Source organism: Acinetobacter sp. YH12112 (genome assembly GCF_013418945.1).
GTDB lineage: Bacteria > Pseudomonadota > Gammaproteobacteria > Pseudomonadales > Moraxellaceae > Acinetobacter > Acinetobacter indicus.
This window is the reverse complement of sequence record NZ_VPBA01000006.1, coordinates 70,217-84,349: the sequence shown is the minus strand read 5'-3', so window position 1 is coordinate 84,349 and position 14,133 is coordinate 70,217. Positions and strand designations below refer to the sequence as shown.

Sequence of the window (14,133 nt, the reverse complement as noted above, 5' to 3'; positions counted from 1 at the left end):
TTTAAATGTTATTAAATGATTTAGGCAATTTTCCCCAGTTGATCGACAGTTGGATTCCCCAACAGTGCATCCAGTCGCAAAATAAACTCGACCGGCGGTTTCCAATGGTACACGCCCTGCCCGGCCTGACCATTCATGCCGCGCAAATACAAATAGCTGGCCCCACCTAAATGTTGATAAATATCGTAATTTTCCAGATGGACTTTCAGGTAGCGATGCAGGGCCACCAGATACAGACCGGCCTGCAGCCAGTAACTGGACTGTGACATGCTGGCCTGCACCGAGGCCGCCTGATAATGCGACTGATCGGCGCCTAAAAAGTTACTTTTATAATCGGCAATATGGTAACGGTGGCCATCAAAATACACCAGGTCAATCGAACCGGTTAAATAGCGCGCCGAATTGGCATCATGAAAATCCAGCATCTGAATGCCATATTCATCAAACAGCTGATGAATCCGCTTGATCGCCAAGACCTGATCGGACAAGGACAGATAAAACGGAAATTCTGCCAGATGCTGCTCGGGCGCCAGCTGTTTTAACTGAAAGCCCGGATGCAGCGGTGTACTCAGCACATCCAGCAGCCATGCCGACAGCCAGCTCAGCAAGATTTCCTCCGTATGTTCCGGATATTCCTGACTAAACTTGTCCTGCAGCTCCTGCCACAAGGAAGGATAATCATTTTTAAAACGGCGCTGGATTTCCAGCGGCCAGTCCTGCTGATCCTGAAAATCAATGTGTTCAAAAATCTCATGCAGGAAATTACCGGCCAGCGTACCCATCGGGAACTGGCGTTTAATCCAGGCAATCGGCTGATTCAGGATGTCGACATCAGCCACCGCTACTGGCTGATGCAGTTCATCAGAGGCACTGCTGTGCTGCTCAATATGAGCCGCCAGCGCATCAATCGCCTGTTTACGGCTTAAATGCTGGGCCAGAGCACTGAAACTGGTTTTACTGCGCGGATAAAAACGCTGCTGCGGGAAAGTCTTTGCCGTTAATGGCAGCGTCTGCTCATGCTGCTGCAGCTTCAGCCTTGGCGGCTTTTCAGTCAGCAACGCTTCATCGCCACAATGCGGATGCTGGAAAACGTCACTGCCCTGACCGCGCCAGAAAGCCAGACCGGAACAGGATTTGCCGCTCTGATCCTGCAAAATGGCATAGACCCGATGGCTGGCCCGGGTCAGCGCCACATACCACAGACGGCGTTGCTCAGCTTCGGCCCGAAGCTGATGCTGCTGTTGATCCTCTGCACTGAGCAAGGCTGCTGCATTTACCGCAATCAGACGCTGCTGCTCGGTTTGACCGGTCAGCGGATTGACCGCCTGAATGGTCGAGAAATTCAGGGTTTTGTTGACCTCGCGAAAGTCCTTATCAGCCCCCAGCAAAAACACCACTTTAAATTCCAGCCCTTTGGACTGGTGGATGGTCATCAACTGTACCCCGGCGGCATTGGACAGTTTTCGCTCCAGTTCCCACTCGCGTTCACTTGGCGCCTGCAACTGTTTTAAATACCACTGATACAGGGTTTGTGCACCCTGATAATGTTCGCTGTGCTGGCTAAGCAGTTCGCTTAAATGGCGCAGATTGACCACCACCCGTTCATTGTCACGGCTGTGATGGGCGACCAGATTCTCCCAGACCTGAAACAGGTTCAGGGCATATTGCCAGGCACTTAAAAAGCCTTTTTCAAACCAGATGCTGCGGATGCAGTCAAAATCATCCATAAACTGGCTCAGGCCGGCCGGATGAGCCTCCAGTTCCAGTAAGCGCTGTAAATTAAAATTCAGCAGGCGGCTTAACAAGGCCCGTTTGACTTTGGCTTCATCATAAGGATGCATAATTGCGGTCAGCACCGCCCCCACATCTTTGGCGATCTGGCTGTCAAACACACTGCGTTTGGATGGACGGTTCACCCGAATCCCGAGCCGCTCCAGCTCGTACTGCACCTTGTCCAGCCCGTCATGGTTTTTGGACAGCACCGCAATATCATCTTCAATTAGCGGGCTGCGCTCCTGACCATTGTGCAGATAGATTTGCTGCTGCGCCGCCTGATTTAAAAGCGCCTGGATTTTCCAGGCCACCTGCAATGCTTCATTATTTTTGTCTTCCAGCATTAACCAGCGTAAGGGCTGCCGGTTCTCCCCTTGCCCGTCAATTAAGGCCGGATGGGGGCGAGGTCCAGCTTCTACCAGGCTATATTGCACCTCTTCACCAAAATCCATCTGGCGCTGGAACAAGGCGTCCACCACTTCCACCAGAGCCGGAATAGAACGATGATTGTATTTCAGGCTATACAGGCGCCCCTGTTTGGCCTGCACATCGGCCCGGGCCTTGTTATAGGTCAGCATATCACCGCCGCGGAAACCGTAAATGGCCTGTTTTGGATCACCGACCATAATCATGCAGCCCTGCTGATAATAGCGGGCATGACGCCAGATACTGGCCAGCATACTGTCCTGATCCTGGTTTGTATCCTGAAATTCATCGACCAGAATCAACGGATATTTACTGTGCACAAACTGGGCAAAACGCAGTCCCTGCTCGCCCTGCAAGGCTTCCGACAGGCTGCGGATCTGCTGGGCAAAGGTGGTTTCACCTTTTTGCTGCAACACCTGTGGCAGGCGTTTTTTCACTTCGCGGCTTAAATAGTATTTGAGATAGGCATCCAGCAGCTCTAAATCCAGTTGCAGCTGCTGCAACTGCTGGCAGAAGGCTTTTAGCCGTTGAATCACCGCATGCTGTTCAAACTGCGTCAGCACCTCGTCCGGACATTTGTTCAGCACTTTTTTGGTGGATAAATCGGTACACAGCTTTAAGGTTTTTTCAAAATGTGGTGCAAACAAGGCATAGCCACGTTGCTGGGACAACGCCTTTAGTAATGCCGGCAAAGCCTCGCATAAGGTGTGTTGCATCAGCTGATTGGTGCGCCACTTTTTCCCAACCAATGCAGCGTACTGGCCCTGCTCCAGATAATAGTCGCTTAGGCTGTCGACATCAGCCAGATCCAGCTGCAACAACTCATCAATGGCTGCTTCAAACTGGTTTAAATCCAGTTCGGGCGCCGGTACTTCACGAAACTGGGCCGAGGCAAAATTCAGGGTATTTTCAACAATACCCACATAGGCGTCGACATGCTTGAGTTTCTTTTGCAACAGCAGATAATTCACCACCTGCTGTGGCTGGGCCTGCAGCCATTGCCGCAGCACATCATGAATCAGCTGATGCACATAACTTTTGGCATCATCAGTAATATCGGCGCGTTCAATCTTGCCACATTCAAAACTGAATTCTCGCAACAACTTCTGGCTAAAACTGTCTAAGGTACCCACAAACAGTTCATCCAGCTGGTCAATCACCAGCTTGAGCCGGTCACGGGCAAAGTCCGGTTTGGCAGCATAATCCGCCAGCACTTTTTGCAATAGCGGATCGGACTCAGTCTGGGCCTTGGCTTGCAGTTCGGCTTCAGTATAGGACTGGCACTGTTCAAAATAACGTAGGGTTTCAACCAGACGTGCACGAATCCGGCTTTTCAGCTCGGCCGCGGCGGCACGGGTAAACGTGGTCGCCACCACCTGATGGGGTAAATAGGCTTCCAGAAAAATCCGCACAATCAGGCTGGATAAGGTATAGGTCTTGCCGGTGCCAGCCGAAGCTTCAATCCAGTGCAGCCCCTTGAACTGCATGTCGGTAATGGGCTGGAAAGATAGTGGCGAAGAATGTGGAGTAGCGGCCATCATTTACTCCTCAAGCGTCTGCTGGTGCCAGAAAATCGGCTGGTATAAATCATAGGAAAACTGTTCACAGGCATGCGCCAATAATAAACTGGCATCCTGCTCCTGCAAAATAAACTGCCAGTCACGATGATGCTTGCAGGCTTCGTTGTCGGCCACCGAAAAGGCACTAAACTGGCCTGAATCATTCCAGTCCTTATACAGCCCCTCCAGATCTTTCAGCTGCATACGCTGTTCGGCATCGGGTTCCCATTCATGCTGCTTGCCTTTTTCCGCCACTTTCAGCAGCAAGGCTGATGGCAGTACCAAGGGCTGGCGCTGGCCATAGTCCCAAGCCTTAAACCAGTGTTCCAGCCACTGTCTGGCCTGATTGGAACTGACCCCTTCACAGCAGACGGTATCATCGCTAAATACCACAATCCGCTGATGCTGCTGGCCGCCATCGCCCAGATTCAGATAGGCCAGCCAGAGCAAATATTCCAGCCAGAGTGCGGTACGGCGTTTGGCACGCGCACTGGACGCTTCCAGACTGACCCAGCGCTCTGCGCCCTGTTTTGGCAGGGTCAGGCGGATGTGCAAGTCAGGACGCACTTTCCAGACCTGTCGGGTGATAGTCGTTTCACTCGGTGCATAGTGCTGCAAGCGGGCCTGTAGCTGCTGCTGTTCGACCAAACTCATGGTCCAGCTGCCTTCACGAATCTTGCCAATCGGCAGGCGGTCTTGTAACAGTGCCGGATCGGGCGTATCGTGCTGCTGTTTCAGAAAATCGCGGATGGTATAGCGACCCAAACCATCCAGCAATAACGGCTCGGCCTGATCGCTGCGCTGTTCCGGACGTAGGTTTTCCACCCCGACACTTTTTAAATACAGCCGCGCCGGGAAAATCATGTCCTGAATCCATTGCTGGCTGTCCAGCACCTGCAAATCCTGGGTCAATAAAGGATAAGGCTGATTGGCCCAGTGACTGCGCTGCCCACCCGGCTGACGAATCTGCTGTGCCACTGCATACCACTGGTCCTGAAAACGGATGATCTCGCTGGATTCAAAACCGAGCGGATCAAACGGCTGTAAACGGTGCACACAGTACAGCTGACGCAACTGCTCCGGCACCTCAATCCCGTCAATACTCACGGTCTGGTTCAGCGCAGACTCGGGCTGCGGCGCGGCAACAATCAGCGCCAGATGCTGAATCAGCTCCTGTAAGATGCTGGACGGATCACGCACCTGCCCGTCATTGACATCAAAGCCGTTATAAAACAGCCAGACCTTGTCCTGCGCCAATAGCAGTGCATCCAAAAATGCACCCTGATCATCTTCCAGACGCGAGCGGTCACCCAGTTGCGGTTTCAGCAACTGCATTAAATCGAATGGCAGCTGCACATTACGATTCGGGAATTTGCCACTGTCCAGATTCAGCATCACCACCAGTTTATACGGCAGCGGACGCAGCTGGCCCAGCTGGCAAAAGGTAATCTGGCCGCTTGGTTCAGCCTGTTCCAGTTGTGCTGCCAGCTGTGCTTCAATTTCTTCCAATATATACGGCAAAGGCAGACTTAAGGCCGCCAGTGCATGCCGGTCCTGCTCATCATAATAGCTGGCCAAAGTCAGCATACGGTATTGCTTTTTAATGATTTTATAGACGTTTTCCAGCGCGGTGACACCAGCTGCGCTAAACTCGTCAATGTCTTGCATTAAGCGTTTTAGCCACTGTTCGGCCCGCGTGTTCTCGCCGCGTTCATGCGCAATCATCCAGTGCCGGCGCTCGGCCAGGTCCTGATAAATCTGGATCAGTTTGGCAATCAGTTCAAAATCGGCCGGCATTACCTCGGCAAAACATAGGGTGTCCTGAAACAGGGTATGTTCCGGAATGGCCAGCCCCAGCGCCAGACGATCCAGCGCAAATTTAAAACTGAAGCGATAATCCTGATCATCGGCGCTCAGGCTGCGCTGCAAATGCTCGGCATCAAAACCGCGTTTAAAACCGGCGGCACTAAGCAGCTCCAGCAAACGCTCCAGCTGGGTAATGTCCAGCTCATAACGCTGCAAACTGGCCGCTAGCCCGAGCCAGTCAGCAAATTCATCCAGACTAAAGCGGCCCTGTAACAGACGAATCCGGCCGGCCACGGCGCGCCAGGCATTGCTGACATCCAGCTGGCTGACCCCGGCAATCTGAATTGGCAAATACACGCTGTGCTGGGCCAACCGGCTACTGTCATGTAAGGGATTGCCCAGATCACGCGCACTCGGTGGCGGCGCAAAGACACTGCGGATTAAAGGCTCAATCTCTTTTAAATTCGGACTTAAAACCAGAATATCGCTTGGCCGGCGCGGCTGCTCTTTCGTGCCTTGCGACAGCCAGTGCAACAGCTGGTCTTTTAACACTTCCAGCTGACGCAGACTGGAATGGCAGACATGAATCTGGATGGAATCATCATGCTGCTCTAAAGCATATTGATGCGCGGCCGGTTCATTTAAATACAGGATATCGGCCTGCAGCTTGCCCAATAAGCTGGGCTGATAGTCATCAATAAACAGATCGGCCCAGACGCCTTCTTCACCGGAAGATAAGGCAGAGAGTAAGGAGAAATGATCGCGTGCCTGCTTGCCCAGACGGGTCAGCAAGGGATGACGCGACTCGCGGTTCTGGGCATTAAAATGCAGGGTAAACTGTTCGAAAAACTGGGCAATCTCGGCATCATTGGCCTGTGGATGCTGCGCCAGAAAACGCTGTTTCACCCGCGCATCATAACGTGCCTTCCAGTTCGGATCGACGCTGTCGGCCCAGTATTCCTGTGAAGGGTTATAATGCAGGATAAAAATTTCAATGTACTGACCTAAACGGCGCAGGAACTGTAACTGCTGCGGCGGCAAGTCCAGCAAGGTAAATACCACCAGCTGTTTCGGTAATTTGCGTAGCGCCTTGCCCGGCTGCTCCGGACTGCCCAGCGCCTGCCAGAACAGCTGGTCAATCTGCTGCATCTGCTCAAAATCTTCATGAAAAACTGCCTGCCACAGCCAGCGCTGCCACGCCTCCAGTTCTTCTGCCTGTTGCAGCATAAAGCCCGACACTTCGCTGTCGGTTTTAAAGAACATCTGCTCCAGATCGAGCGCCTGATCACGGCCCCATTGCATCAGCCAGTTGGTCGGACAGCGGCACTGCTCGCCACAGCCTTTCTGGCAATGCCCGCGATAAGTCATATAGTGGCTAAACAGTTTGGAGACCTGTTCGGCCACCCAGTACAGCATGCTCTGTTTTTTCAGCTGGCGTTCCAGCGGCTGTTCCAGCCGGTCGGCACTGGCATAAATCCGCTGGATAATCGGAAACAGCGCATGGCTGCTTGCTAGCGGATTCTGTTCCGGCTGAATAAATTCTTTTAGCGCCTGAAATACGCGCCATTTAATGATAATTCGTGGAATATTGGCCTGACGGACCAAGTCCTTCTGATCATGCAGCACCCATTGATAGGCACTCCACTGGAAACCGCGAATCCGGTGATGAAACTCGGTATTGGCACAGATGCTTTGATATTCGGCCAGACGTTGGGTTAACCAGGCTTCCACCGCAGGAGACGGCACAATAAAGTGCTGGGTTTTTAATACCTCCAGCGGATGCGCTGCAGGTTTACGGACTGTCTTCAGCATCGCCTCGACCAGTACATCGACACGCTGACTTTGAATGACATGAATCCCCATAACGCTCTACCCTGTTAAACTTTTGCCATAATATCTACAAAACCATAAAGATTCATTACTATACTTTTGCAGTTGCCTATGTCACTTTTAGCTCATGGTTCGATTCAAAAATGCTTTGAAATACGTACCTTAATAGTGCTTCAATAAAAAAATCGATACACCGCTTAAGGTATTTAATATTATGAAAATAGACAAGATCCCCAACTCGATTGACCCCAATTTAAATTTAGAGCAAGTTCGTGCTGACTGTCTGGAGCTGGTCAAAAAACGGGCCTACGTGTCCGCAGGCGCGGCGGTCATTCCGGTTCCATTTTTAGATGTCGTGATTGACGTCGGTATTTTGTCACAACTGATTCCTGAAATTAATGCCCGTTTTGGTCTGTCGCCGGAACAGGTCAGTGTCTATGACCCCGAAACCAAGCAGATTCAGTGGCAGGAACTGCGTAAACGCGGCATTGAATTTTCTGGTCTGGTGGTGGCACGTACTGCCGTCAAAAAATCATTGAACAATGTTGCCGCGAAAGTGATCACGAAGCAAGTCACCAAATTTATTCCTTTAGGCGGACAGCTGGTGGCGGCCAGCCTGGGCTATTTTGTCATGAAAAAAGTCGCCGAAGCGCATGTGGAAGAAAGCTATAAGATTGCCAAAGGCATCCAGCAGAAACAGACCCAGGTGGTCAATGGCTAAGCCTTTTTCCTCAATCTAATGCCGGTCCAGTGACCGGCATTTTTATGGCTGTTTCATGCATGGTTGCTGCCGGCTTAATCAGCTTTCAGCTGTTTCAAGATGGTTTTCAGCACTTCAATCCGGGCACTGTTTTTGTCATTGGTGGCAATAATATGCCACGGTGCGTCTTCAGTGCTGGTATGGGCAAACATATCGGCTGCGGCATTTAAATAATCATCCCAGCGGTTCCGGTTCCGCCAGTCTTCCTCGGTAATTTTAAAGCGTTTATGCGCAGTCTGTTCACGCGCTTTAAAACGCTGTTCCTGCTCATCTTTGCTAATCGCCAGCCAGAACTTGATAATCACGGTCTGATGCTCGGTTAAATCCTGCTCAAAGCGGTTAATTTCCGCATACGCGCGTTGCCATTCCAGGTCACTGGCAAAACCTTCAATCCGTTCCACCAGTACCCGACCATACCAGGAACGGTCAAAAATACAGATTTTTTCTTCCGGTTGCAGCTTGGTCCAAAAACGCCATAAATAAGGCCGGCGTAATTCATATTTTTCTGGTGCGCCAATGGTATAAATTTCGTATTCACGCGGATCCAGCTTTTTCACAATCCGTTTAATTGCGCCACCTTTGCCGGCTGCATCCATGCCTTCAAACACAATCACCACGTTGCGGTCATCAAAACGCAAAGCATCGGCCACTTTGCGGCTGAGTTTTTTGAGTTCGGCCTTATAGTCGCCCTCATCCAGCGCGGCATTGTCCGGATTGAGCAAGGCCTCGGGAATCGGCGCCTGCTGCCAGCTCTGCTCAACAGTTTTCGGATGCTCCGGGCAATCTTTAAAAGCCTGTAATACATGCTGGGCAAACTGCTGGTCACGCAGCTGCTCATCTTCACCATCAATAATAATCCAGTCATCGGTAAAACGCTGGCGCAGCTTTTGCAAGGTGTCGTACTGTTTCTTGTTGCGCCAGTCGAGGCCATTCATCTTGTGCCAGCGCACTTCGCTCGGGTCCATCTCGTTCAGGCGTTTTTGCAGGGTTTTCCAGGACAGGTCAAACCAGATCTTGACCACATCAACCTGGTTATTTTTTAAATCCTGTTCAAAGGCCCGAAAACGCTGCACATACTCATCAAACAGGCTGTTATCAAAAGGCTTCGAGACATGGGTGGCACTGCTGAGCAGATCGCTATACCAGTTGCCAAACAGAATCATGATCTGCCCTTCGGCCGGAATAAAACGGGCATAGGGCTGCCAGAAACTGGTTTTGAAATCAAACAGGTGTGCGGCATCGGCCTTCACATGCAAATAACGCGGATCGACCCATTCACGCAGCTGTTTCACCGCCTCGCCTTTGCCAGCCAGCTCAATGCCGCTGACCAGAATCACCAGACTTTTGGCATTGCTCTGACCGCGGCTGTCTTTTAGGGCATATTGTGCTTCAATCAGCTCGACAGACAGCTGATCTTCATCCATTAACTGAAATTCTGTTTGCGGGTTCTGCTCGGTCATAGGCACACACTCTTGTTTTATTGTTCCGTTCAGTATAACCAGCCTGCTGGCCGGGCGGCTGATGATTTTGTATAGCGCGTCTGTCTGATTTTGTCTATTTCTAGTGCAAACTGACCCGATGATCCTGAATCTGTCACCAATTTGTCATGGCCTGTGCATGTAACTGGCTTTAGAATGCCGCTTAAGTCAAAACAATTGAGACGCTCCATGTCCAAACTTGCGGTTTTAGATGACCTTTTAGAACTTTATAATCAATTTGAATATCATCGCCAGCCGGAAATTTTCACACGTTTGCAGGAAGTGCAGCTGTGGCAGAAACAGCGCATGCAACGCACCCATGCCCCGCATTTTGCCGAAAAAAATAATATGCTGATGGCCGAATATTTTCTAAACCGTTTATACGGCGGCCCCGATTTTGATGCGCTGGCCGGACAGATTGCGCGCCTGACCAAATACGCACATAAAGCAGAAAAACTGATTCCGGAAAATGCCATTAAAACCGGCACCTCCGGGGTGGCCCTGGCCATTTTAGCAGTGCAACTGGATGAACAGGTTGCCATTCAGCTGTTAAAGGATTATCCGGCGCAGACGCCATTGAGCGACGAGATGATGCGCCTGACCTATTTAAAGCTCGATCAGGGCACCGCGCGTTTAAAACAGCTGGACATGCTGGATGAACTGGGCAAAAGCCTGGACAAATACATGCGCTCCTTTATGGTTTATACCGCCTTTAAAATGTGTAAAGGCGCCGCGCATAAATACAATTTCGATATCATGTACGAGTTTATGCAAGATGGTTTTGTGGCCATGAAACCGCTGAAATCTGCAGAAAAATTTGTCCGCGAATTTACCGCAGTTGAACGCCAGATTATTGACAAAGTGCATCGGGGAGATCCGCAGCCCTTTCAATAAAGCCACATAATTTTTTGCATGTGATGGCCAAAATTTGGTACAAAAACAGCAGTAAAACGAATATGCATTCACGTTCATCAGGATAACAATTCAATTTTCTGTATTTTATTCCTGACAATTGCAGGCCGATGACTGTACAACGCCTAAGAATCTGTCATCATGCTTGCACTGCCACATCAACCCGATTTTCATGTTAGGAGTGACACTATGTCTAATGAAGAGCAAAAGCCTACCCATCCAGAAACGGCAACCAACACAGACAAAGTGAGCCCATTCTTAACCTCGCCATTACCGGAAGGTGCACCACAAGGTCAGCAGCAGTCTCTAGAACAGCGCCTAACCGATACTCCGGTAACGGGCAGCATTCCAAAATACAACCTGCCACGTGGCGCCAATACCGGTAATGTCGGCGCGACCACGCACTTTGGCTACCAGACCGTAAACAGCGAAGAAAAAGCCCAGAAAGTGGCGGAAGTGTTCCATTCGGTGGCCAGCAAATACGACATCATGAATGACCTGATGTCTTTTGGTATTCACCGTTTATGGAAACGCTTTGCGATTAACATGTCGGGTGTGCGTCGTGGCCAGCACGTACTGGATATTGCGGGCGGTACCGGCGACCTGGCCAAAGTTTTTAGCCGTGAAGTTGGTCCAAGCGGCCATGTGGTCCTTTCAGATATTAACGAATCGATGCTGAATGTCGGTCGTGACCGTCTGATTGATGCCGGCTGTACCAATGTCGATTTCGTCCTGGCCAATGCTGAAACACTTGAACCTTTTGCTGACAACAGCTTTGATCTGGTGACCATTTCTTTCGGTTTACGTAACGTGACCGATAAAGATGCTGCACTGCAAGCCATGTACCGCGTACTTAAGCCAGGTGGCCGTTTACTGATCCTGGAATTCTCAAAACCGGTATTTGAACCGTTCTCGAAACTGTACGACCTGTACTCGTTCACCGCACTGCCAATCATGGGCAAACTGGTGGCGAATGATTCTGAAAGCTATAAATATCTGGCGGAATCAATCCGTATGCACCCAGACCAGCGCACCCTGAAAGGCATGATGGAAAATGCCGGCTTCCAGAACTGTGACTACCACAACCTGACCGGTGGTATTGTGGCGGTGCACCGCGGTTTTAAACTCTAATTCCGAAAAGGACACTGCTATGTGGTCGATTCTGGCCTTAGGTGCCGTTGAACGATGCATCCATCATGTCATTAATCTGGATGCGATTACCCGCATCCAGCTGAACCAGCTACAGGGCAAAACCCTGCGCGTGGTGATGGATGCGCCGCAACTGTCGGTAGATGTATTTTTTGATGAAAACAAGGTGCGTCTGGAGCCGACCGTTACCGGACAGGCAACCCAACCGTCTATTTTCGAGCAGCGCCCGTTTGAGCGCGAACAGCAGCTCAGTGAAGCCACCGCCACCTTGCAGGTCAAGAATGTGGTGGAACTGCTGAAACTGCTGCTGGCCGATGATGTCGGCACCATTCCGGTACAAGGCGACTATAAGCTGCTACAGGACATCCAGCGTATTATCGAGCAGGCCGAACCCGATCTGGCCGCGCATCTGTCGCCATGGGTTGGCCCGACACTGGCACATGAGCTGGGTAAAATCCAGCTGGCGCCCAAGCAGCTGAAAAAAACCTTGCAAAGTCAGCTGTTTTTCGCCGAAGATGCCCTGAAAGAAGATTCCGGCCTGTTTGCACCGCGCTGGCAAATGGATGATCTGCAACAGGATACCCGCATCCTGAACCAGAATATCGACCGCGTAGAGGCCAAGATTCAACAGCTCCGCAAGCAGCTTGAAGACACTCCAGATTCACACGACTAGGTAAAGAGATTTATGATTCCGCACGTTTCACGTTTAATCGAACTTTGGCGTATTGCTGCGCACTATAGACTCGACACGTTGTTCCCTGCGGAAGAATTACCAGAAAAAGCCCGCCATATTCTGAGTCTGATCCGGATGCATCCGGCGGCCTGGTCCAGTAAGGAACGGAAAAATCCGCTCAAGCTGAAACAGGCGCTGGAAGATATGGGACCGCTGGCGATTAAACTCGGTCAGCTGTTATCGACCCGTCGTGACCTGATTCCACCTGAAGTATTACAGCAGCTGGTCTTGCTACAGGACCGGGTCAAACCCTTTGGTTCCGATGTCGCGCAAATGCGGATTCAGGAGTCCTTAAAGGCCGATGTCAACACCCTGTTCGCGCGTTTTGATGAACAGCCGCTGGCAGCCGCTTCAATTGCCCAGGTACATACTGCTGCCCTGCACGATGGCCGTGAAGTGGTGGTCAAAGTCACCCGTCCGAATATCCGCCAGCAGATTCTGCAGGATTTTGAAATTCTGGAATGGCTGGGCCATTTTCTGGAAAAACGTCTTGAAGCGGCACGCGCGCTGCATTTATCCGAAATTATTCAGGACTATCGCCAGATTATCCTGAAAGAACTCGATCTGACCTTAGAAGCGGATAACACCCGCCGTATGCGTCATTACTTCACCGGCTCCAGCATGATGTATGTGCCGGAAGTGTATATGGACAGCAAAGATGTGATGGTGGCCGAGCGGATTACCGGGGTGCCAATTTCCGATGTGGCCACCTTTGACCGCTTGGGTATGGACCGCGCCGATCTGGCGCAAAAAGGCCTGACCATCTTCTTTACCCAGGTGTTCCGCGACAACTTCTTCCATGCCGACATGCACCCGGGCAATGTGTTTGTAGAAACCATCAATCCGCAAAACCCGCGCTTTATTGCGCTGGACTGCGCGATTATGGGCGAGCTGTCCAAGCACGATCAGATGACCGTAGCGCGCATGTTACTGGCAGTCATGAACAGCGACTTTATGCAGCTGATCCAGATTGTGCATCAGGCCGGCTGGATTCCACCGGGCACCGATCAGGATGCTTTGGCACGTGAAATGCGCCGTACGGTAGGACCGATGGTCTCCAAACCCATGCATGAGCTGGACTTTGCCGGCATTCTGATTGAAGTGATGGATATTGCCCGCCGTTTCCATCTGGAAATTCCTCCACAGTTAATGCTGCTGCTCAAAACGCTGGTGCATGTTGAAGGTCTAGGCACCGATCTGTATCCAGAACTGGACATCTGGAGTCTGGCCAAACCAATCCTCACCGATTGGGTCAAGGCACAAATGAATCCGCAGAAAAACCTGAAAGAGCTGGGACAAAAAATTCCGGACCTACTGTTGGGTGCGCAGGATTTACCGACCCTGATGATCGACAGCTTAAACGGCCTGAAAAACCAGTCGGCCTGGCATGCCAAACAGCTAAATGAACTGCAAAGCATGCGTCTGCAAATGGAGCATCAGCAAAAACGCAGCTGGATCTTTGGCAGCGTAATGGCGATTCTGCTATCGATTGCGATTATTTCACCGTGGTTTGTCTCAGTCATTCTGATTGTGCTGGCCAGTATTCTGGCAGTCTGGCGCGTGGCCAAATAAGGCGAAATGGGCGAAGTTGCGTGAAGCCTTATATCCCCCATTATTTAAACCGGTCACATGACCGGTTTTTTATGCCACGCTATTGCAGACCACATGCCGGATGACTGAGCAGTCAGAGAGTGAACATTCCTGCCC

The 14,133-nt window shown here is 51.1% G+C and carries 8 protein-coding genes; 5 read left to right on the top strand and 3 right to left on the bottom strand.

Annotated features, from left to right (window positions below):
• Positions 1-20 precede the first annotated feature (20 nt).
• Together FTU50_RS03740 and FTU50_RS03735 are read right to left on the bottom strand one after the other, a co-directional pair.
• A complete protein-coding gene (locus FTU50_RS03740; protein WP_180054573.1) occupies positions 21-3,737 on the bottom strand; it encodes a UvrD-helicase domain-containing protein in 3,717 nt (1,238 codons plus the stop codon).
• Positions 3,738-3,740: 3 nt separating this feature from the next.
• On the bottom strand, positions 3,741-7,427 hold the full coding sequence (locus FTU50_RS03735; protein ID WP_180054575.1) for an exodeoxyribonuclease V subunit gamma: 3,687 nt from the start codon (positions 7,425-7,427) through the stop codon (positions 3,741-3,743).
• Between the two features lie 181 nt (positions 7,428-7,608).
• On the opposite strand from FTU50_RS03735, the gene FTU50_RS03730 reads away from it, so the two are divergent.
• Entirely contained in the window at positions 7,609-8,115 is a 507-nt protein-coding gene (locus FTU50_RS03730; RefSeq protein WP_180054577.1) for a hypothetical protein, read from the top strand.
• 74 nt (positions 8,116-8,189) lie between these two features.
• Here the strand turns inward: FTU50_RS03730 and FTU50_RS03725 are convergent, their stop codons facing one another.
• Entirely contained in the window at positions 8,190-9,614 is a 1,425-nt protein-coding gene (locus FTU50_RS03725; protein ID WP_180054579.1) for a phosphate--AMP phosphotransferase, read from the bottom strand.
• A gap of 207 nt (positions 9,615-9,821) precedes the next feature.
• Between FTU50_RS03725 and FTU50_RS03720 the strand changes: the two genes are divergently transcribed.
• The 4 genes from FTU50_RS03720 to FTU50_RS03705 all read left to right on the top strand — a co-directional run bounded on the left by FTU50_RS03720 (position 9,822) and on the right by FTU50_RS03705 (position 13,998).
• Positions 9,822-10,526, top strand: coding sequence for a hypothetical protein (locus FTU50_RS03720; protein ID WP_127798531.1), 705 nt, complete (start codon positions 9,822-9,824; stop codon positions 10,524-10,526).
• Between the two features lie 207 nt (positions 10,527-10,733).
• Positions 10,734-11,675, top strand: a complete 942-nt coding sequence (ubiE, locus tag FTU50_RS03715) for a bifunctional demethylmenaquinone methyltransferase/2-methoxy-6-polyprenyl-1,4-benzoquinol methylase UbiE (RefSeq protein WP_005181822.1) — start codon at positions 10,734-10,736, stop codon at positions 11,673-11,675.
• A gap of 19 nt (positions 11,676-11,694) precedes the next feature.
• Positions 11,695-12,366 (top strand): SCP2 domain-containing protein, encoded by a 672-nt coding sequence (locus tag FTU50_RS03710; protein WP_104471776.1) that lies wholly within the window; start codon positions 11,695-11,697, stop codon positions 12,364-12,366.
• A gap of 12 nt (positions 12,367-12,378) precedes the next feature.
• Complete coding sequence (locus FTU50_RS03705) at positions 12,379-13,998, top strand: AarF/ABC1/UbiB kinase family protein (protein WP_104471778.1); 1,620 nt, start codon at positions 12,379-12,381, stop codon at positions 13,996-13,998.
• Positions 13,999-14,133 lie beyond the last annotated feature (135 nt).